Here is a 20,277-nt window from a genome sequence, read left to right as displayed (position 1 = left end):
CACAGATCCCGGCCGCGCCCGACCGGGCCGCGCGCGGCGCTCGTACCATTGCCGGATGACTTCCCCGCACACATCCGACGCGGACCGGGCCCTCGCGGTCCTGGGCCGGGTCTTCGGCTACGACTCGTTCCGCGGACAGCAGCGGGAGATCATCGAACACGTCGCGGGCGGCGGCGACGCCCTGGTCCTCATGCCGACCGGCGGCGGCAAGTCCCTCTGCTACCAGATCCCCGCGCTGCTCCGCCCCGGCGTCGGCGTGGTCGTCTCCCCGCTGATCGCGCTCATGCAGGACCAGGTCGACGCGTTGCGCGCCGCCGGGGTGCGTGCGGGGTTCCTCAACTCCACGCAGGACCTCGACGAACGCCGGCTGGTGGAGGCCGAGTTCGCCGCGGGCGAGCTGGACCTGCTGTACCTGGCGCCCGAGCGGCTGCGCGTCGAGTCGACGCTGCGGCTGCTGGAGCGGGGCGCGATCTCGCTGTTCGCCATCGACGAGGCGCACTGCGTCGCCCAGTGGGGCCACGACTTCCGGCCGGACTACCTCCAGCTGTCCCGGCTGCACGAGCGCTGGCCCGACGTGCCGCGCATCGCCCTGACCGCGACCGCGACGCGGGCGACGCACGCGGAGATCGCCTCCCGGCTGAACCTGCAGGACGCCCGGCACTTCGTCGCCAGCTTCGACCGGCCCAACATCCAGTACCGCATCGTCCCGAAGAACGAGCCGCGCAAGCAGCTCCTCGCCCTGCTCCGGGAGGAGCACGAGGGCGACGCGGGCATCGTCTACTGCCTGTCGCGCGCCTCCGTGGAGAAGACCGCCGCGTTCCTCGTCGAGCACGGCGTCGAGGCCGTCCCCTACCACGCGGGCCTCGACGCGGGGACCCGCGCGGAGAACCAGGCGCGGTTCCTCCGGGAGGACGGGCTGGTCGTCGTGGCGACCATCGCGTTCGGCATGGGCATCGACAAGCCGGACGTCCGGTTCGTCGCCCACCTGGACCTGCCGAAGTCCGTGGAGGGGTACTACCAGGAGACCGGCCGCGCCGGCCGCGACGGCCTGCCGTCCACGGCCTGGCTGGCCTACGGGCTCAACGACGTGGTGCAGCAGCGCCGCATGATCGACAGCGGCGAGGGCGACGAGGAGCACCGCCGCCGACTCGCCGCGCACCTCGACGCGATGCTGGCGCTGTGCGAGACCGCCGAGTGCCGCCGCGTCCGGTTGCTGGCCTACTTCGGCCAGGAGAGCGGTCCCTGCGGCAACTGCGACACGTGTCTGACGCCGCCGAAGACCTGGGACGGCACCGTCGCCGCCCAGAAGGCGCTGTCGACGGTCGTCCGGCTGAAGCGGGAGCGCAACCAGTCGTTCGGCGTCGGCCAGATCGTCGACATCCTCCTCGGCCGCAAGACCGACAAGGTCATCCGCTTCGACCACGACGCGCTCAGCGTCTTCGGGATCGGTACGGACCTGACGGAGGCCCAGTGGCGGGGCGTGGTGCGGCAGTTGCTCGCCCAGGGGCTCCTCGCCGTGCAGGGCGAGTTCAACACGCTCGCCCTCACCGGCGAGTCGGCCGAGGTGCTCTCGGGCCGCCGCAGGGTGCTGCTGCGCAGCGAGCCGGAGAAGCCCGCGCGCACTTCCGCGAAGTCCGGCGGCGGCAGGAGGAAGACCGCGCCCGTCGACCTGCCGGAGGAGGCGCTGCCCCTCTTCGAGCGGCTGCGCGCCTGGCGGGCCGCCACGGCCAGGGAGCAGGGCGTCCCGGCGTACGTCGTCTTCCACGACGCGACGCTGCGGGAGATCGCCGCCGCCCCGCCCGCCACCCTCGCCGAGCTGGGCACCGTCAGCGGTGTCGGCGAGAACAAGCTCGCCAGGTACGGGCAGGGGCTCCTCGACGCGCTGGCCGGGGACTGAGCCGGCCCCGGCGCGCCCCGGTGCCGGGCGGCGGGACCGTCCCGGATACCGGGCCGGGGCGCGGGCCCGGTCCGGGCGGACCCGGATGACGGGCGGGAGCGGGGTCCGGCGGGGCGGGGCGGTCCGGGCGGACGGTGCGGAGCGGGCCGCGGACCGCAGGCGAGTGGCGCCGGTGCGGCCGGACGGGCCGGGAACGGTGGACGGGCCGTACGGGAGGGGATCCCGTACGGCCCGTCCACCGTCTCACGTGGCCGTCACGCCGGCAGGCTGGCGACGCCCGGCGGCAGGAACCGCCTGCCGTTCACGCGCTCCGACACGCCCTCACGGTCCAGGTACGGCGTGATGCCGCCCAGGTGGAAGGGCCAGCCGGCACCGGTGATCAGGCACAGGTCGACGTCCTGCGCCTCGGCGACGACGCCCTCCTCCAGCATGAGGCCGATCTCCTGCGCCACGGCGCCCAGGACGCGGTCGCGGACCTGCTCCTCGGTGAGGACGGTGTCGCCCTGCTCCAGCAGCGCGGCGACCTCCGGGTCCAGCTCCGGCCGGCCCGAGTCGTACACGTAGAAGCCGCGCTTACCCGCCTCCACGACCGCCTTCAGGTTCGGGGACACCGTGAAGCGGTCCGGGAAGGCCCGGTTCAGGGTCTCCGACACGTGCAGGCCGATGGCGGGGCCGACCAGCTCCAGCAGGACCAGCGGCGACATCGGCAGGCCGAGCGGCTCGACCGCCCTCTCCGCCGTCTCGATCGGGGTGCCCTCGTCGATGACGTTCTGGATCTCGCCCATGAAGCGGGTCAGGACGCGGTTGACGACGAACGCCGGGGCGTCCTTCACCAGCACCGCGGTCTTCTTCAGCTTCTTGGCGACGGCGAACGCCGTGGCCAGCGAGGCGTCGTCGGTCTGCTCGCCGCGGACGATCTCCAGCAGCGGGAGGACCGCGACCGGGTTGAAGAAGTGGAAGCCGACCACGCGCTCCGGGTGCCGGAGCCCGGAGGCCATCTCGGAGACCGACAGCGACGAGGTGTTCGTCGCGAGGACCGCGTGCGCCGGGGCGACCGCCTCGACCTCCGCGAACACCTTCTGCTTGACGGACATCTCCTCGAACACGGCCTCGATGACGAAGTCCGCGTCGGCGAAGCCCTCCGCCTTGTCCAGGACACCGGTCACCAGCGCCTTGAGGCGGTTGGCCTTGTCCTGGCCGATCCGGCCCCTGCCGAGCAGCTTGTCGATCTCGGCGTGGACGTAGCCCACGCCCCTGTCGACGCGCTCCCGGTCGATGTCGGTGAGGACGACCGGGACCTCCAGGCGGCGCAGGAACAGCAGCGCCAGCTGCGAGGCCATCAGCCCGGCGCCGACCACGCCGACCTTGGCGACCGGGCGGGCCAGGCTCCGGTCCGGGGCGCCGACCGGGCGCTTGGCGCGCTTCTGCACCAGGTTGAAGGCGTAGACGCCGGCGCGCAGCTCACCGCCCATCATCAGGTCGGCGAGGGCGGCGTCCTCGGCGTCGAAGCCCTTCTGCAGGTCGCCGTCCCTGACCGACTCGACGATGTCGAGGGCCCGGTACGCGGCGGGGGGCCGCGCCGTGCACCTTGCCGTCGGCGATGGAGCGGCCACGGGCCACGGCGGCGTCCCACGCGTCGCCGCGGTCCACCTCGGGACGCTCCACGGCGACGGCGCCGGTGAGGACCTTCGCCGTCCACAGTAGCGACTGCTCCAGGAAGTCCGCGGCCTCGAAGAGCGCGTCGGCGATGCCGAGGTCGAAGACCTGCTCGCCCTTGAGCTGCCTGTTCTGGTTGAGCGAGTTCTCGATGATCACCGAGACCGCGCGGTCCGCGCCGATCAGGTTCGGCAGGATCGTGCAGCCGCCCCAGCCCGGGACCAGGCCCAGGAACACCTCGGGGAGGGAGAAGGCGGGCACGGACTTCGACACGGTGCGGTACGTGCAGTGGAGGCCGACCTCGACGCCGCCGCCCATCGCCGCGCCGTTGTAGTACGCGAAGGTGGGGACGGGCAGGGCGGACAGCCGCTTGAAGACGTCGTGGCCGCCCTTGCCGACGGCCAGGGCCTCCTCGCGCTGCCTCAGCAGCTCGACGCCCTTGAGGTCGGCGCCGACGGAGAAGATGAACGGCTTGCCGGTGAGGCCCACGCCGACGATCCCGCCGTCCGCGGCCTCCTTCTCGACCCGGTCGATCGCCGCGTTCAGGTTGGCGAGCGACTGCGGGCCGAACGTGGTCGGCTTGGTGTGGTCGAAGCCGTTGTCCAGCGTGATCAGCGCGAACCGGCCCGCGCCCAGCGGCAGGTCGAAGTGGCGCACGTGCGCCGTGGTGACGACCTCGTCCGGGAACAGCTCGGCCGCGCCCTTCAGAAGTTCGGCGGTGGTGGTCACTTGCTGCCTCCGGCGTCCTCGTGGTTCGGGTTCTCCCAGACGACCGTCGCGCCCATGCCGAAGCCGACGCACATGGTCGTGATGCCGTAGCGGACCTCCGGCCGCTCCTCGAACTGCCGGGCCAGCTGCGTCATGAGCCGGACGCCGGAGGAGGCCAGCGGGTGGCCGAAGGCGATGGCGCCGCCGTACCGGTTGACGCGGGGGTCGTCGTCGGCGATGCCGTAGTGGTCCAGGAACGCCAGGACCTGGACGGCGAACGCCTCGTTGATCTCGAACAGGCCGATGTCGCCGATGGACAGGCCCGCCTTGGCGAGGGCCTTCTCGGTCGCCGGGATCGGGCCGTAGCCCATGACCTCCGGCTCGACGCCGGCGAAGGCGTACGACACCAGGCGCATCCCGACCGGCAGGCCCTTCTCGCGCGCGAAGTCCTCCGAGGCGATGATCGACGCGGTGGCGCCGTCGTTGAGGCCCGCGGAGTTGCCGGCGGTGACCCGGCCGTGGGGGCGGAACGGCGTCTTCAGGCCGGCCAGGCTCTCCCTCGTGGTGCCCGGGCGCATCGGCTCGTCGGCGGTGACCAGGCCCCAGCCGGTCTCGCCGGCGTCGGCGTCGGTGCGGCGCACCGAGACCGGCACCAGGTCGCGCTGGATCTTCCCGTCGGCGTAGGCCTTGGCGGCCTTCTCCTGGGAGCGGACGGCGTACTCGTCGGCGCGCTCCCTGGTGAGGTGCGGGAACCGGTCGTGCAGGTTCTCCGCCGTCATGCCCATGAACAGGGCGGACTCGTCGACCAGCTTCTCCGAGACGAAGCGCGGGTTGGGGTCGGCGCCCTCGCCCATCGGGTGGCGGCCCATGTGCTCGACGCCGCCCGCGATGGCGACGTCGTACGCGCCGAAGGCGATGGAGCCGGCGGTCGTCGTCACGGCCGTCAGGGCGCCCGCGCACATCCGGTCGACGGCGTAGCCGGGGACCGACTGCGGCAGGCCGGCGAGGATGCCGGCCATCCGGCCGATGGTCAGGCCCTGGTCGCCGATCTGCGTGGTCGCCGCGACGGCGACCTCGTCGACCTCGTGCGGGGCGAGACCGGGGTTGCGGCGCAGCAGCTCCCGGATGGCCTTCACGACAAGATCGTCGGCGCGGGTCTCGTGGTAGACGCCCTTGGGGCCCGCCTTGCCGAACGGGGTGCGGACGCCGTCGACGAAGACGACGTCCCTGACGGTACGAGGCACGATGGCTCTCCTCCAGGGTGCGGGATGGCACTGCTGCGGCACACGCGGCTGAGCGCACGCTCGCCCCCATGCTACTTACGGGTAACCAGGCTGCCCAGTCCCCCCGCACGGAGCGTCGAAGGTCACACCGCACGACCACGGCCCTCCCCCGCGCGGCGGGGTGCGAAACCGCGGCCCGCGACGCGGCGGCCGGAGGCCCGGCGCGTCCGGCGCCCCGGGGGCGCGACGGGGGCCGGTGTTCCGGGGGCGCGACGGGGGGCCGGTGTTCCGGGGGCGGGCTCCCTGTTCCACGCCGGGGGTGCTCGGGGGGACCCGGTTCGCCGCCGCCCCCTCCGCCGCCGACCCCTCCGCCGCCGACCCCTCCGGGGCCGCCCCGGCGCGGTGCGCCGCAGCGCCGGCCCCTCCGGACGGGACCGGAGGGGCCGGCGGCGCCTCAGCCCTGCGCGGTACGCAGGGCGGTGACCAGGGCGGGGGTCACCTGCTCGATCTGCCAGGGGCGGGCACCGTACCCCGCCAGCACCTCCGCCACCGACTCCGCGGTCGGGTCGCCGGGGGTTCCCAGCAGACGCGGCGGACGGTGTCGGGGGAGATCAGGTTCTCCTGCGGCAGGTTGAGCGACTCCGCCAGCGCTGAGACCGCCGCGCGCGCCGCCGACAGCCGGGCCGCGGCCGCCGGGTCCTTGTCCGCCCAGGCCCGCGGCGGGGGCGGTCCGGTGACGGGCTGGCCCTGCTGCGGCAGCTGCGTGTCGGGCAGTCGCCTGGCGCGGTCGACGGCGGCCTGCCACTGCTCCAGCTGCCGGCGCCCCATGCGCGCCCCGAAGCCGGGCAGCGCGGTCAGGGCCTGTACGTCCGTCGGCAGGGCGAGCGCGGCCTCCACGATCGCCGCGTCGCCGAGCACCTTGCCGGGCGACACGTCGCGGCGCTGCGCGATCCGGTCCCGGACGGTCCACAGCTCCCGTACGACGGCCAGCTGGCGGCGCCGGCGCACCTTGTGCATCCCGGACGTGCGCCGCCACGGGTCCTTGCGCGGAGCCGGGGGAGGGGCGGCGGCGATAGCGGCGAACTCCTGGCGGGCCCATTCCAGCTTGCCCTGCCGGTCGAGCTCCTTCTCCAGCGCGTCCCGCAGGTCGACGAGCAGCTCGACGTCGAGCGCGGCGTACCGGAGCCACGGCTCGGGCAGCGGACGGGTCGACCAGTCCACCGCGGAGTGGCCCTTCTCCAGCACGTACCCGAGGACGGACTCGACCATCGCGCCGAGCCCGACGCGGGGGAAGCCCGCGAGGCGGCCCGCCAGCTCCGTGTCGAACAGCTCGGACGGCACCATGCCTATCTCCCGCAGGCACGGCAGGTCCTGCGTGGCGGCGTGGAGGATCCACTCCGTGCCGCCGAGGGCCCCGCCCAGGGCCGACAGGTCGGGGCAGCCGACCGGGTCGACCAGCGCCGTGCCCGCGCCCTCGCGGCGCAGCTGCACCAGGTAGGCCCGCTGTCCGTAGCGGTAGCCGGACGCCCGCTCGGCGTCGACGGCCACCGGGCCGGTGCCGGCGGCGAACGCCTCGACCACCCGCGCCAGTGCCTCGGCGTCGGCCACGACGGGCGGCACCCCCTCGCGGGGCGCCAGCAGGGGGATCGGTGCCGGGGCCGCCGCCCCGTCGGCTGCGACGCCGTCGTCCGGAGGGCCGCCCCCGGTGGTTCGCAGTGGTGTCTCTGCTGCGGTGTCTTGGGCGTCGGTCACCTGTCAAGGGTATCGGTGAACGGGGCCCGCCCGTCGACGTAACGTTCCGTCGGCGGGCGGGTCGGGGCGCGGGGGTCAGTGGATGATGCCGGTGCGCAGCGCGACCGCGACCATGCCCGCCCGGTCGCCGGTGCCCAGCTTGCGGGCGATCCGGGCCAGGTGGGACTTGACGGTCAGGGCGGACAGTCCCATGGAGACGCCGATGGCCTTGTTCGACTGGCCCTCCGCCACCAGCCGGAGCACTTCGACCTCGCGGCCGGACAGCTCACGGTAGCCGCCCGGGTGGCTGGGGGCACCCGGGGGGCGGCGGTGGTGGAAGCGGGCCGCCGCGGCGCCGATCGGGGCGGCGCCCGGCCGGGCCGGGTGCCCGATGTTGGTGCGGGTGCCGGTGACGACGTACCCCTTGACACCGCCGGCGAGCGCGTTGCGCACCGCGCCGATGTCGTCGGCGGCGGACAGGGCCAGGCCGTTGGGCCAGCCGGCGGCGCGGGTCTCCGACAGCAGGGTGAGGCCGGAGCCGTCGGGCAGGTGGACGTCGGCGACGCAGATGTCGCGCGGGTTGCCGATACGGGGACGGGCCTCCGCGATGGACGACGCCTCGATCACGTCACGCACTCCGAGCGCCCACAGGTGGCGGGTCACGGTGGAGCGGACGCGCGGGTCGGCCACGACGACCATGGCCGTCGGTTTGTTCGGGCGGTAGGCGACCAGGCTTGCGGGCTGCTCGAGGAGAACGGACACCAGGCCTCCTGGGAAGGTGCGGGACACTGCCGGCTCGGGGAAGCGGCCGGGGCGAACCGTGCAGATAGGGTCACAGACCTCTTCGGCACCAATCGCGTCCTCCTTTAGGAGGAGATTGCGGATACTCTGTAACAATTGGGGCAAATCGGACAGGTGAGCGAGGCGTCACGGGTGCCGGGGCCCGCGCCGCTGCGGCAGCGGCACCACGCCCGCCCCGCCCCCCTCCCGCCGGTCGGGGCCGGACGGCGGCAACCCCGCCACCTGACACAGCAGGTCCCCCCACGCCGCCAGGTGCGCCGCGGCGTCCGGCACCCCGCCCCGGCCCTCCCCGGGCGTCCAGGACGCCCGGATCTCGATCTGCGTCGCGGGCCGCCGATCCGCCAGCCCGCCGAAGTGGTACGACCCCGCCCGCGTGACCGTCCCGCTCGCCTCCGCGTACGCCAGGCCGCGCGCCTCCAGCGCCCCCGTCAGCCAGGACCAGCACACCTCCGGCAGGAGCGGGTCCGCGGCCATCTCCGGCTCCAGCTCCGCCCGCACCAGGGTGACCAGGCGGAACGTCCCCCGCCACGCCTCGTGGCCCGCCGGGTCGTGCAGCAGTACCAGCCGACCGTCCGCCAGGTCCTCGCCGCCCTCCGCGGCCACCGCCTCCAGCGCGTACGCCCAGGGGGCGAGCCGCCGGGGCGGCCGCGCCGTCACCAGCCCGACCTCCGGGCGGACGCGCGCCGCCCGCAGCGCGCCGACCGCGGCCCGGAAGGCGGGCGGAGCGGCGCCCCCCTCCCCGCCGCCCCCGTCCTCGCCGCCGTCGAACTGGTCGGGGAACTGTTCCTGAGCCGCAGCCATGCGGGGAAGAGTAGGCGGAACGGGGGCCGCAGGCGGGGAGGAACACCCGCACCGCGCCGCCCGTCCCGCACGACCGCGCGTGCGCACGTGCGAAGATGCGGTGCGTGAGTGCCGACACCCGCCCCCCGGGCCCCCCGACCCAGACGTACGACTCCGCCTTCCTCAGGGCCTGCCGCCGCGAACCGGTGCCGCACACGCCGGTGTGGTTCATGCGCCAGGCGGGGCGCTCACTCCCCGAGTACCTGAGGGTCCGCGAGGGCGTCCCCATGCTGGAGTCCTGCATGCGGCCCGAGCTGGTCACCGAGATCACGCTGCAGCCCGTGCGGCGCCACGGGGTCGACGCGGCGATCTACTTCAGCGACATCGTCGTCCCCCTCAAGGCCATCGGCCTCGACCTCGACATCAAACCGGGCGTCGGTCCCGTCGTCGCCGAGCCGATCCGCCGCCGCGAGGACCTGGCGCGGCTGCGCGACCTGACGCCCGACGACGTCGCGTACGTCACCGAGGCCATCGGGATGCTCACGGGCGAGCTCGGCGCCACCCCCCTGATCGGCTTCGCGGGAGCGCCCTTCACCCTCGCGAGCTACCTCGTCGAGGGCGGCCCGTCGCGCAACCACGAGCACACCAAGGCCCTCATGTACGGGGACCCGGGCCTCTGGGCCGACCTGCTCGACCGGCTCGCCGACATCACCGCGGCGTTCCTGGAGGTGCAGATCGAGGCCGGCGCCTCCGCCGTGCAGCTGTTCGACTCCTGGGTCGGCGCGCTCGCCCCGGACGACTACCGCCGCTCCGTCATGCCCGCCTCGTCGAAGGTCTTCGACGCCGTCGCCGGGTACGGCGTGCCGCGCATCCACTTCGGCGTCGGCACGGGCGAGCTGCTCGGCCTCATGGGCGAGGCGGGCGCGGACGTGGTCGGCGTCGACTGGCGCGTCCCGCTCGACGAGGCCGCCCGCCGCGTCGGCCCCGGCAAGGCGCTCCAGGGCAACCTCGACCCCGCCGTCCTGTTCGCCCCGCGCGAGGCCGTCGAGGAGCAGACGCGCCGCGTCCTGGACGCCGCCTCGGCACTGGAGGGCCACGTCTTCAACCTCGGCCACGGCGTGCTGCCCGCGACCGACCCCGACGCGCTGACGCGCCTCGTCGAGCACGTCCACGCGCGGACCGCGCGCTAGCCGTCGGGCGGCGCCCGGTCCCGCGGCGTCGGCGTCCACCCGCGCCGGACGCCACCCCCGCCGACGAGCCGTTCGGCGGGCCGGCGCCCGGGCCGTCCCCGGCCGGGCGCGGCTTTCCGGCCCGTGCCCGGCCGGGGACGGCCCGCCACCACGGCCCGCGCGTCCGCCTTCCGGGACCGCGCCAGGAGGCCGGCGGACGCCCCGGGCCGCTCCGCGCCCCACGCGGCGTGCGGCTCCGCCGCCCGGACGAAGCCCTCGCCGGAAGACCGGGAGAAGGGACCACGGGACGGCCCGGAGCGCCGCCCCGGCCCCGTCGGCCCCGTACGGCCCGTACGGTCCCGGGACCGCCGCGCCCGGTCAGCCCGCCTCCCGCACCGCGGCGACCGCCTTGCGGGCCGCCACCTGCACCGGGTCCCACACGGGGGAGAACGGCGGCGCGTACCCCAGGTCCAGCGCGGCGACCCGCTCCACGGTCATGCCCGCCGTCAGGGCGACCGCCGCGACGTCCACGCGCTTGGCCGCGCCCTCCCGGCCGACGATCTGCACCCCCAGCAACCGTCCCGTCCGCCGCTCGGCGATCATCTTCACCGTCATCGGCTCCGCCCCCGGGTAGTACCCGGCCCGGCTCGTCGACTCGACCGTCACCGCCGCGTACCGCAGGCCGGCCTCCCGGGCGTCCCGCTCGCGCAGGCCCGTGCGGGCGATCTCCAGCGAGCAGACCTTGCTCACGGCGGTGCCCACCACGCCGGGGAACGTGGCGCGGCCGCCCGCCGCGTTCGCCCCGATGACCTGCCCGTGCTTGTTGGCGTGGGTGCCGAGCGGGACGTACCGCTCCCGGCCGGTCACCAGGTCCAGCACCTCCACGCAGTCGCCGCCCGCCCACACCTCCTCCCGTCCGCGCACGCGCATCCCCGGGTCGGTGAGCAGCCCGCCGTACGCGCCCAGCGGCAGGCCGGCCTCCCGGGCCAGCGCGGTCTCGGGCTCGACGCCGACGCCGAGGACCACGACGTCGGCCGGGTACTCGGCGCCCCCCGGCGGCCACGGCCCGCACGCCCCCGTCGGGGCCGGTCAGCACCTCGGTCACCTCGGCGCCGCCGACGGTGGTGACGCCCATCGCGTCCATCGCCGCGCGCACCAGCCGCCCCATGTCCGGGTCGAGGGTCGACATCGGCTCCTCGCCCCGGTTGAGGACGGTCACCTCGTATCCCCGCTTCAGCAGCGCCTCGGCCATCTCCACGCCGATGTACCCGGCGCCCACGACGACCGCCCGCCGCCCCGGCGCGCCCTCCAGCCGGTCGATGAGGGCCTGCCCGTCGTCGAGCGTCTGCACGCCGTGCACGCCCGGCGCGCCGATGCCCGGCAACGGCGGGCGCAGGGGGCGCGCGCCGGTCGCCAGGACCAGCCGGTCGTACCCGGTCCACGACTCGGCCCCGGACTCCAGGTCCCGGGCGCGCACCCGGCCGCGCTCCAGGTCGAGTCCGACGACCTCCGTGCGGAGCCGGACGTCGATGTCCCGCGCCCGGTGCCGCTCGGGGGTCCGCGCGACGAGCCGGTCCCGGTCGGCGACGTCGCCGCCGACCCAGTACGGGATGCCGCACGCCGAGTACGACGTGAAGCGGCCCCGCTCGAACGCCACGATCTCCAACTCGCCGGGCCCCTTCAGACGGCGGGCCTGCGACGCGGCGGACATCCCCGCCGCGTCGCCGCCCACCACCACCAGCCGCCGCCGTCCCGCGCCCCGCCCTGTGCCTCGTCCCATGGGGACACGCTACAAACACTCGCCGGGACCTCGGTCCCGCCCCTCCTCCGGGGCCGCGGGCGCCCGGTCCCGCGGCGGCGCGGGGGCGTCCGCCCCGGCGGTCCCCGGGGGCCTCGGCGCCGGGGGCGGGAGGCGTGTCCCGCCCCGGCCCGCGGGCACGGCGGCGCGTCCGCCACGGCCCCGACGCCCGCCGCCGCGCCGCGTACCCGGTGGCCGGCGGCGCCGCCGGGACGACCACGAACCACCTCAGCGACGTCAGCAGCGCCTCCCAGCCGCCGCGCAGCGCGTCCGCGACGCCCGGCCCGTCGTCCTCCCGCGCCCCGCGGGCCTCCGGCTCGCCCGGCCCCAGGACGACCGTCGCCAGGGACGTGCGGTCCGCCAGCGACGCCTGCTGCGCCATCAGCGGCTCCAGGTCCGCCTGACGGGAGCTCAGCTCCCGCTCCAGCCCCACCGCGTCGTTCGGCCGCACCGCCCGGTCCGTCAGCTCCCGGACCCGCGCGACGCTCGCCCGCCGCGTGGCGAGGCGGCTCTCCACGTCCACCACCCGGTCGGCGACCTCCTGCGCCCTCACCTGCCGGGACAGCGGCCTCCCCGTGCCCGCCGGCTCGCCGACCACGCCCTCGTACGCGGCCAGCGGCACCCGCAGCGTCATCCGGGAGGCCGGGCCGCCGCCGCGGTGCCGCCGCGTCGACTCGTCCGCGACGTGGCCGCCCGCCCCCGCGGCGACGGCCCGGGCGCGGGCCAGCGCCTCACCCGCGTCCCCCACCTCCACGGACGGCTCCGTGGTCCTGACGACGTGCTGCCGCCCGGCGCAGGGCCGCCGCCGTACGCGGAGCCGGGCCCCGGGCGGCCCCGGGGGCCGCCTTTTCGGGGGAACCGCTCGAACCCGGGCAACCGGTGAGCACCAGCGAGGCGCAGAGCGGGGCGGCCGCGGGCGCGTGCCGCGGGAGTGCCGGGACGGGCACGGAAGTCCCCCCGGGGACCGGGGCCGTGAGACGGGTCCGGCGCACGGGGCGGAGCGCCGGTTGCGGTCCTCCGGCGGCCGACGGGCCACGCTCGGACCCCGGACCGGGGTCTGACACAGTGGTCCCCATGAGCACGCAGAACGCGGAAGGGGCCCGTGGGCGGGTCGTCGTCGTCGGCGGTGGCATGGCCGGGCTCGCCGCCGCGCACCGCCTGCTCGCGGCCGGCCGGAGCGTGGTCCTGCTGGAGGCCGCCGACCGGGTCGGCGGCAAGCTCCGCGCGGGGGAGGTCGCCGGGGTCCCCGTCGACCTGGGCGCCGAGTCGATCCTCGCCCGCCGCCCCGAGGCCGTCGAGCTCGCCCGCGCGGTGGGCCTCGGCGACCTCGTCCGGCCGCCCGCGACGACCGCGGCCTCCGTCTGGACCCGCGGCGCGCTGCGGCCCATGCCCAAGGGCCACGTCATGGGCGTCCCCGGCGATCCGCGCACACTGGCCGGGCTCCTGTCCGGCGAGGGGCTGCGCGCCGTCGAGCGGGACCGCGCGCTGCCGCCCGCCGAACCCGGCGACGACGTCGCCATCGGCGCGTACGTGGCCGGGCGCATGGGCCGCGAGGTCGTCGACCGGCTCGTCGAGCCCCTCCTCGGCGGGGTCTACGCGGGCGACTCGTACCGCATCTCGATGAAGGCCGCCGTGCCGAAGCTGTTCGAGGCCGTCCGCCGCCACCCGACGCTCACCGAGGCCGTCCGGGCCGTCCGGGCCGCCGCCCCGGCCGCGGCCGGACCCGTGTTCGCGGGCATCGCGGGCGGCGTCGGCCGGCTCCCGCTCGCCGTCGCCGGGGCGATCACCGCGGCGGGCGGCGAGATCCGCACGGGCACGCCCGTCCGTGGCCTGGCCCGCCGCCCCGGCGGCTGGGAGGTCCGCACCGGCCGCGGGGTCCTCCACGCCGACGCGGTGGTCGTCGCGGTGCCGGCCGGGGCCGCCTCCGAGCTGCTCGCCGCCGAGTGCCCGGCGGCCGCCGCCGAGCTCGCCGCGGTCGAGTACGCCTCGATGGCCCTCGTCACGCTCGCCTTCCGGCGCGCCGACGCGGCGTCCGTGCCCGCCGGGTCCGGTTTCCTCGTGCCGCCCGTCGACGGCCGCGCGATCAAGGCGTCCACGTTCTCCAGCCGCAAGTGGGACTGGGTCGACGAGGGCGCCGGCGACCTGTTCGTGCTGCGCACCTCCCTCGGCCGGTACGGGGAGGAGGAGCACCTCGACCGGGACGACGCCGACCTCGTCGCGCTCTCCCTGCGCGATCTGGGCGACGCCGCGGGGCTCGCCGCGAAGCCGGTCGCGGCCGAGGTGACCCGCTGGACCGGCGGCCTGCCGCAGTACCCGGTGGGCCACCCGGCGCGCGTCGCCCGCATCCGCGGCGCCGTCGCCGCGCTGCCCGCGCTGCGCGTGTGCGGAGCGGCGTACGACGGCGTCGGCATCCCCGCGGTCGTCGCGGACGGGTGGCGGGCGGCGGACGAGATCCTCGCCGCGCCGACCCCGGCGCGGAGCACGGGGGGCGGCGGGTGAGAATAGCCGTATGAGTGCGCCCGAAAAGATCCCGAACGCCGGTAAGAAGGCGAAGGACCTCAACGAGGTCATCCGCTACACCCTGTGGTCCGTCTTCAGGCTGCGCGAGGCACTGCCGCAGGACCGCGGCGGTCACGCCGAGGAGGTCCAGGAGCTGTTCGACCGGCTCGCGGCCCAGGACGTCACGGTCCGAGGCACCTACGACCTGTCCGGTCTGCGCGCCGACGCCGACGTGATGATCTGGTGGCACGCCGAGACCTCGGACGCGCTGCAGGAGGCGTACAACCTCTTCCGCCGCACCCGGCTCGGCCGCGCGCTGGAGCCGGTGTGGTCGAACATGGCGCTGCACCGCCCCGCCGAGTTCAACAAGTCGCACATCCCGGCCTTCCTCGCGGACGAGACGCCGCGCGACTACGTGAGCGTCTACCCCTTCGTGCGCTCGTACGACTGGTACCTGCTGCCCGACGAGGACCGCCGCCGCATGCTCGCCGACCACGGCAGGATGGCCCGCGGCTTCCCCGACGTCCGGGCCAACACGGTCGCGTCGTTCTCGCTCGGCGACTACGAGTGGATCCTGGCGTTCGAGGCGGACGAGCTCCACCGCATCGTGGACCTCATGCGCCACCTCCGCGGCAGCGAGGCCCGCATGCACGTCCGCGAGGAGGTCCCGTTCTTCACGGGCCGCCGCAAGGACGTGGCGGACCTGGTGGCCGGACTGGCCTGACGACCCGGTGGCGCCCGGCACGACCGGCCGCCGCCCTCGACCCGGAAGATCAGACGGCGGACGCGACCCGTCCGCCGCTCCAGCGACACCGGGTCCGGCTCCGGGCGCGGCGCGCGGGGACCCCCGCGCGCCGCACCGGCGTCACCCCGCCAGCACGGCCCGCGCCGCGTGCACCAGCCGGGCCGCCCTGCCCGGGGGCCGCGGGCCCGAGCGCTCCGCCCACCACCGGTACAGCCGCCGTCGCGCCCGCCCGTCCCCGGGCCGGCCCGAGTCGAGCAGGTGCCTGGCGAAGGCCAGGGCGTCCCGCCGGTGGCCGCCCGGCATCGGCCGGGCCCGCGCGTACGCGGTGAACGCCTCCCGGTAGCCCTCCTCCCCGAGCAGCTCCGGCAGCTCGGGCGCCAGCCTCGCGACGATCCCCGCCCGTTTCCGGGCCAGCGCCAGGCCCTGCATCCGCAGCCGCGCCCCGTCGAAGCCCTCCGGCACGGGGGTCCCCGCCACCAACGCCGACAGCAGCGCGGTCTGGGCGAGCCCCAGCCGCTCCCGCGCGCCTTCGGGGGCCGGCCCCGGTCGCCCCGGCACGTCCGCCGGCCCCTGCGCGGCCGCCCCCGGCCGCGTCCCGGCCCGGTGCCGTGCCGCATCCGCCGCGGCCACCCGCTCCCGGATCGCGGCCAGCTCCGCCGCGAGCCCCTCCTCCGGCGGGAAGTCGTCGTCGCGCTCCAGCAGCACCCCGGGCGGCGCCGTCCGCGCCGCCAGTTCCGACAGCAGGTCGAGGACCTGCGGCGGTACGGGGTGGGCGTGCGTGTCGTGCCAGACCCCGTCCCGCTCGACGCCGCCCGCCACGTGCACGTACGCGATCGCCCCGGGGGGCAGCGCGGCGAGGGTTCCCACCGGGTCCTCGCCGCGGTTGACCCGGTTGGTGTGGAGGTTCGCCACGTCGACCAGGAGCCGCACACCGGTGCGCTCGACCAGCTCCGCCAGGAACCGGCCCTCCGCCATCTCGTCGTCCGGCCAGGCGAACAGCGCCGCCGCGTTCTCCAGCACCAGCGGCACCGGCAGCGCGTCCTGTGCGACGCGGACGTTCTCGCACAGCACGTCCAGCGCCTCCCGTGTACGGGGCACCGGAAGCAGGTGCCCGGCCTCCAGCGCGGGCGACGCGGTGAGCGGCCCGCCGGCCCGCACGAACGCGATGTGCTCGCTCACCAGCGGCGCGCCCAGCGCGGTCGCGGTGGCGGCGAGCCGGGCCAGCCGCGCCCCGTCGGGCCGGGCGGCGCCGCCGAGGCCGAGGGAGACGCCGTGCGGGACGACGGTGACGCCCCGCTCGCGCAGCCGGACGAGGGAGGCGGGGAGGTGGTCGGCGCAGACGTTCTCCGCGACCACCTCCACCCAGTCGACGCCGGGCAGCCGCTCCACCACCTCCGCGATCTCCGGCCGCCAGCCGACGCCCGTGCCGAGTGCCGTCATCCTCCCCCTCCTCCGTGCCGCTGGAGGGGGCATGGCCCCGCCGCGGGGTGCCGAATCCCCACACCCCGCTTTCAGAGCTTCATTTGAGCTTCCGGCCCTCCGGCCGGGGCTGCGGGAGGGACCGCCGGGCGGGTGCCGCCGCGGCCGCCGGCCGCCGAGGTGCGGCACCGGCCCGCGCCGGCGGTGCCCGGCCGGGACGCCGGGCGGTCCGCGAACCCCGGAGACGCGCGCTCACACATGCCTGATGTTCACTCCAGCCGCCCGCAGGTCCTCGACCACGGGGTTGCCCGGAGGGCCGTCCGTCACCACGATGTCTATCTGCTCGACCGGGCAGATCCGGCCGAGCGCCACCCTCCCCAGCTTCTCCGCGGTGGCCACCAGGACGATGCGGCGGGCCGAGGCCGCGGCGGTCCGCTTCACGTGGACGTCGTCGAGGTTGTACGCGGTGGCGCCGTTCGCCACGTCGACGCCGCAGCACCCGAGGACGAAGGTGTCGTAGCGCAGGTCCTCGAAGGTGCGCAGCGCCGTCTCGCCGTAGAACGACAGCTCTCCCGGCCGGACCTGGCCGCCCGGCACGAGCAGGCGGACGCCCTCGTGCTCCGCCAGCACGCAGGCCGCGTGCAGCGACAGCGGGGTCACGGTGAACCGGTGGCCGGCCATGGCCCGGGCGATGGCGACCGCGGTCGTCCCGGTGTCCAGGGCCACCGTCTCGCCGTCGTTGAGCAGCCGCACCACCTCCTCGGCCAGTCTGGCCTTGGCGTCGCCGCCGACCATGGCCCGCACCGCGTACGGCGGCTCCACCCCGCTGAGCAGCGTGCTGACCGCTCCGCCGTGCACGCGCCGCAGCGCGCCCCGGGACTCCAGCAGCTCCAGGTCGCGGCGGATCGTCATCTCCGACGTCCTGGTGGAGCGGGCGAGTTCGGCCACGGATGCCCGGCCGCGCTCGCTGAGCTGGGACAGGATGAACCGGTGGCGTTCGGCGACGTTCATGCCGCTGATTTAACACGCCAACACGCCGCGTGCGAGTTTCAGGCCCCTGCTCGACCGGCTTCCCCGCCTGCCGGTGGCGATCGTGGTTGACATTCCCCCACGTCGAGTGTGTACTCGAACTCACCTCATGTGCTTTCTCGTCCGTCCCGGCTTCGTCTACGGCGGCGGGCCCTCCCCGGAGGCGCACGGGCGCATGGCCGCCGCCGTGCGCCCGGCAGGCCGTACCCCCTGATCCACGACAGCCGAGCCACCCCGCTCCCGGTCCCCAGGAGGACATCGATGGCCACGCCAGGCAAGGCCCTCCCCCCGCAGGAGGACGGCACACCACCGCTGTTCACCCGCACCGCCCTCGTCGCGTCCTGCGTCGGCTTCGTGGTGATCGGCGGCCTCCAGGCGTACTACGGCCCGGCGATCCCGGCTCTCCGCGAGGAGTTCGGCCTCACGCCGTCCGCGGCGGGCCTCGGGCTCAGCGCCCACTTCGTCGGAGCGCTCCTGGGCGTGCTGGTCTTCCACCTGCTGCGCGGGAGGACCGGCAACCGGCAGCTGCTCGGCGGCTCCTACGCCCTGATGGCGCTCGGCGCGCTCGGCTTCGCCGTCTCCCCCTCCTGGCCGGCCGCCCTGGCCTCGGCGTTCATCGTCGGGCTGGGCTTCGGCGGCATCGACTACGGACTCAACCAGCTCTTCGCCACGGGCTTCGGCCGCCGCAGCACCGCGATGCTGAACCTGCTCAACGCCCACTTCGGCGTCGGGGCCGTCGCCGGGCCCGCCCTGGTCGGCTGGCTCGGGGCGGAGAACTACACCTGGATCTTCGGCGGTACGGCGCTCGTCTCGGTCCTGCTGATGCTCACCCTCGGCGGAGTCGCGCAGAAGGAGCCCGCCCCGGAGAGCACCGCCCGCCCCGGTGCCGGACGGTCCCGGGTCCTCCCCGTCGTGGCGGCCTTCATCGGCGTCTACGTGTTCCACGTGGCGATCGAGACCGGCGTGGGCGGCTGGGAGCCGACCCACCTGGAGACCTTCGGCTACGGCGCCGCCGCGGCGGCCACCGCGACGTCCGCCTACTGGCTGGCGCTGACCGTGGGCCGCTTCGTCGCCGTCCCGCTGACCCTGCGCTGGTCGGCGCCCGCGATCGTCATCGCCTGCTGCCTGGGCATGGCCGGCTCCCTGCTGCTGGCCACCGTCCCGGCCGCCGCCCCCTACGCGTACGTCGGCGTGGGCCTGTTCATCGCCCCCATCTTCCCGACCTGCCTGCCCTGGCTGAACCGCGCCGTGCCCACCGTCTCCGGCGCCGGCGCCTACGTGATCGCCGCCTCCATGATCGGCGGGGTGGCCTTCCCGCCGCTGCTCGGCGCCGCGATCGAGCACTCCGGCGTCAGGGCCGTGCCCGTGCTGCTGTTCGGCCTGGCGATGATCTGCGTCGTACTGAGCCTGTGGCTCACCAGGGCCGCCCCGGCCGGCGCCGCCGATCCCGCCCCCACGGCGCCGCTCGCCGGAGCGGTGCCCACCGATCGGACGTGACGCCCGTGACCGCCGTTCTCTTCGACATGTTCGGTGTCATCGCACGGCTTCAGTCCCCCGCCTCCCGCGAGCGGTTGCGCAGCACGGCCGGCGTCCCCGGCGACGCCTTCTGGGAGAGCTACTGGGCCCTGCGCCCGCCGTACGACCGGGGCGAGTACTCCGCCGCGGAGTACTGGAGCGGCGTGGCCGGCGCGCTCGGGGTCACCTTCACCGAGCGGAACGTCGCCGACCTGGTCGTGGCCGACGTCGCGAGCTGGAGCGAGGTCGACGAGCGGATGACCGCCTTCATCGGCGAACTGGCCGCGGGCGGCACCCGGACCGGTCTGCTGTCGAACATCCCCGAGGACCTCGCCGCCGACTACGAGCGGCGTCACCCTTGGCTGCGCCACTTCGAGGTGCTGGCCTTCTCCTGCCGGATCGGCCACGCCAAGCCGGAACCGGACGCCTACCACTGGTGCAGTACGAGGTTCGGGCTGCCGCCCGGCGACATCCTGTTCGTGGACGACCGCCTCGACAACGTCCGGGCCGCCGAGGCCGCGGGGATGCGCGGCCACCACTTCACCTCGCTCGCGGCGCTGAAGGCGGTCCTGGGCGGCACGGCCGGAACCGGCGGGTCGACCGGCCGGTGAGGACGCGCCACCGGCGGCGGTCCGCCCCGGTCGGCCCGGCCGTCCGCGACACGCCGTACGGCGCGCGCCCCGGTGACGCGCCCGTCGCGGCCTGAACCCCCGCCACGCCCCGGGGCGCCGCCACGCCCCGGGGCGACACCCGGCTCCGCCTCCCCCGAAACAGCCGGAGGCTCCCCGCGCAGGGCCGGAGGACCCACGTCCTGGCCCGCTCCGGATCCCCTGCCCCGGCGTTCCTCCGTGCTCGCGCAGAGGTGTCCGGCAGGGGTTCCGCCCCGCCCCCCGGCGGCCGGGGCTTTCGGAGGATCCCTCCCGCCGGCCCACGGCACGCAGGGCGCGCGGTGCCCGGTCTTCGGCTGCCCGGCGGAGGGGGCGGGCGGCCCGGAGCCGGCCGGGACATGGGCCGGTGCCGGGACGGGGCGCTCGCCACCCCGCCGCGTCCCGGGGTCCGGAGCCGGCGCGGCAAGCCGCCGTACGCACACGGGACGATCCGGAAACCACGAGCAAGTGAACGTTGCCCTTGAGGGAAGTCCCATTTCCCATGTTTGGAATATGCCGCATGGAAGATGAGAGGACGCGATGCGTGTGTGAATGGTTTCCTTCGGTGAGCTTTCGGTCAGTCGGCGACCCGAAAAAATACCCGTGGAGTCGGTCGAGTCCAACTCGTCCCTCCGCTTGCTCGCTCGTTTGGGCAGGTCA

The 20,277-nt window shown here is 75.7% G+C and carries 11 protein-coding genes and 4 pseudogenes; 6 read left to right on the top strand and 9 right to left on the bottom strand.

The features are described from left to right. The first annotated feature begins 55 nt into the window (after positions 1-55). Positions 56-1,897, top strand: a complete 1,842-nt coding sequence (recQ, locus tag LUW75_RS03265; protein WP_250334278.1) for a DNA helicase RecQ — start codon at positions 56-58, stop codon at positions 1,895-1,897. Between the two features lie 254 nt (positions 1,898-2,151). Here recQ and LUW75_RS03260 read toward each other — a convergent pair. From LUW75_RS03260 to LUW75_RS03240, 5 genes and pseudogenes are all read right to left on the bottom strand, one after another. Next, positions 2,152-4,282 (bottom strand): annotated as a pseudogene (locus LUW75_RS03260) (3-hydroxyacyl-CoA dehydrogenase NAD-binding domain-containing protein). Then, positions 4,279-5,505 carry a thiolase family protein gene (locus LUW75_RS03255; RefSeq protein ID WP_250334277.1) on the bottom strand — a complete coding sequence of 409 codons (1,227 nt, stop codon included), beginning with the start codon at positions 5,503-5,505 and terminating at the stop codon, positions 4,279-4,281. The pseudogene LUW75_RS03260 and the gene LUW75_RS03255 overlap by 4 nt, the downstream one beginning before the upstream one ends. Before the next feature lie 433 nt (positions 5,506-5,938). Continuing rightward, a pseudogene (locus LUW75_RS03250) lies at positions 5,939-7,236 on the bottom strand (HRDC domain-containing protein). A 75-nt stretch (positions 7,237-7,311) separates the two neighbouring features. After that, positions 7,312-7,977 carry a response regulator transcription factor gene (locus LUW75_RS03245; RefSeq protein ID WP_168438644.1) on the bottom strand — a complete coding sequence of 222 codons (666 nt, stop codon included), beginning with the start codon at positions 7,975-7,977 and terminating at the stop codon, positions 7,312-7,314. Positions 7,978-8,142: 165 nt separating this feature from the next. Next, complete coding sequence (locus tag LUW75_RS03240; RefSeq protein ID WP_250334276.1) at positions 8,143-8,817, bottom strand: DUF3000 domain-containing protein; 675 nt, start codon at positions 8,815-8,817, stop codon at positions 8,143-8,145. A 104-nt stretch (positions 8,818-8,921) separates the two neighbouring features. Between LUW75_RS03240 and hemE the strand changes: the two genes are divergently transcribed. After that, entirely contained in the window at positions 8,922-9,986 is a 1,065-nt protein-coding gene (gene hemE / locus LUW75_RS03235; protein ID WP_250334275.1) for a uroporphyrinogen decarboxylase, read from the top strand. A gap of 357 nt (positions 9,987-10,343) precedes the next feature. Here hemE and LUW75_RS03230 read toward each other — a convergent pair. Together LUW75_RS03230 and LUW75_RS24515 are read right to left on the bottom strand one after the other, a co-directional pair. Further along, positions 10,344-11,745, bottom strand: a pseudogene (locus LUW75_RS03230) (FAD-dependent oxidoreductase). A gap of 289 nt (positions 11,746-12,034) precedes the next feature. Continuing rightward, a pseudogene (locus LUW75_RS24515) lies at positions 12,035-12,511 on the bottom strand (DUF4349 domain-containing protein); the annotation flags it as partial. Between the two features lie 326 nt (positions 12,512-12,837). Here LUW75_RS24515 and hemG point away from each other — a divergent pair. After that, complete coding sequence (gene hemG, locus LUW75_RS03220) at positions 12,838-14,262, top strand: protoporphyrinogen oxidase (RefSeq protein ID WP_250334273.1); 1,425 nt, start codon at positions 12,838-12,840, stop codon at positions 14,260-14,262. A gap of 10 nt (positions 14,263-14,272) precedes the next feature. Then, on the top strand, positions 14,273-14,986 hold the full coding sequence (gene hemQ / locus LUW75_RS03215; RefSeq protein ID WP_250334272.1) for a hydrogen peroxide-dependent heme synthase: 714 nt from the start codon (positions 14,273-14,275) through the stop codon (positions 14,984-14,986). 141 nt (positions 14,987-15,127) lie between these two features. On the opposite strand, the gene LUW75_RS03210 is transcribed toward hemQ, so the two are convergent. After that, entirely contained in the window at positions 15,128-16,447 is a 1,320-nt protein-coding gene (locus LUW75_RS03210; RefSeq protein WP_250334271.1) for an MbnB/TglH/ChrH family RiPP precursor modification enzyme, read from the bottom strand. Positions 16,448-16,678: 231 nt separating this feature from the next. Further along, positions 16,679-17,437: a DeoR/GlpR family DNA-binding transcription regulator gene (locus LUW75_RS03205; protein ID WP_250334270.1), complete on the bottom strand. Its 759-nt coding sequence runs from the start codon at positions 17,435-17,437 to the stop codon at positions 16,679-16,681. A 279-nt stretch (positions 17,438-17,716) separates the two neighbouring features. Between LUW75_RS03205 and LUW75_RS03200 the strand changes: the two genes are divergently transcribed. After that, the gene (locus tag LUW75_RS03200; protein ID WP_250334269.1) at positions 17,717-18,952 is read left to right on the top strand and encodes an MFS transporter; all 1,236 of its coding nucleotides are present in this window, start codon (positions 17,717-17,719) and stop codon (positions 18,950-18,952) included. 5 nt (positions 18,953-18,957) lie between these two features. Continuing rightward, positions 18,958-19,581 carry an HAD family hydrolase gene (locus tag LUW75_RS03195; RefSeq protein ID WP_250334268.1) on the top strand — a complete coding sequence of 208 codons (624 nt, stop codon included), beginning with the start codon at positions 18,958-18,960 and terminating at the stop codon, positions 19,579-19,581. Positions 19,582-20,277: the final 696 nt, after the last annotated feature.

Source organism: Streptomyces sp. MRC013 (assembly GCF_023614235.1).
Taxonomy (GTDB): Bacteria; Actinomycetota; Actinomycetes; order Streptomycetales; family Streptomycetaceae; genus Streptomyces.
This window is presented reverse-complemented; position numbering and strand designations above follow the sequence as displayed.

Excerpts from the sequence above, each read along its gene's own strand:
- recQ (WP_250334278.1), top strand. The coding sequence starts at position 56 with ATGACTTCCCCGCACACATCCGACGCGGACCGGGCCCTCGCGGTCCTG.
- LUW75_RS03240 (WP_250334276.1), bottom strand. The coding sequence starts at position 8,817 with ATGGCTGCGGCTCAGGAACAGTTCCCCGACCAGTTCGACGGCGGCGAG.
- hemG (WP_250334273.1), top strand. The coding sequence starts at position 12,838 with ATGAGCACGCAGAACGCGGAAGGGGCCCGTGGGCGGGTCGTCGTCGTC.
- hemQ (WP_250334272.1), top strand. The coding sequence starts at position 14,273 with ATGAGTGCGCCCGAAAAGATCCCGAACGCCGGTAAGAAGGCGAAGGAC.
- LUW75_RS03210 (WP_250334271.1), bottom strand. The coding sequence starts at position 16,447 with ATGACGGCACTCGGCACGGGCGTCGGCTGGCGGCCGGAGATCGCGGAG.
- LUW75_RS03205 (WP_250334270.1), bottom strand. The coding sequence starts at position 17,437 with ATGAACGTCGCCGAACGCCACCGGTTCATCCTGTCCCAGCTCAGCGAG.
- LUW75_RS03200 (WP_250334269.1), top strand. The coding sequence starts at position 17,717 with ATGGCCACGCCAGGCAAGGCCCTCCCCCCGCAGGAGGACGGCACACCA.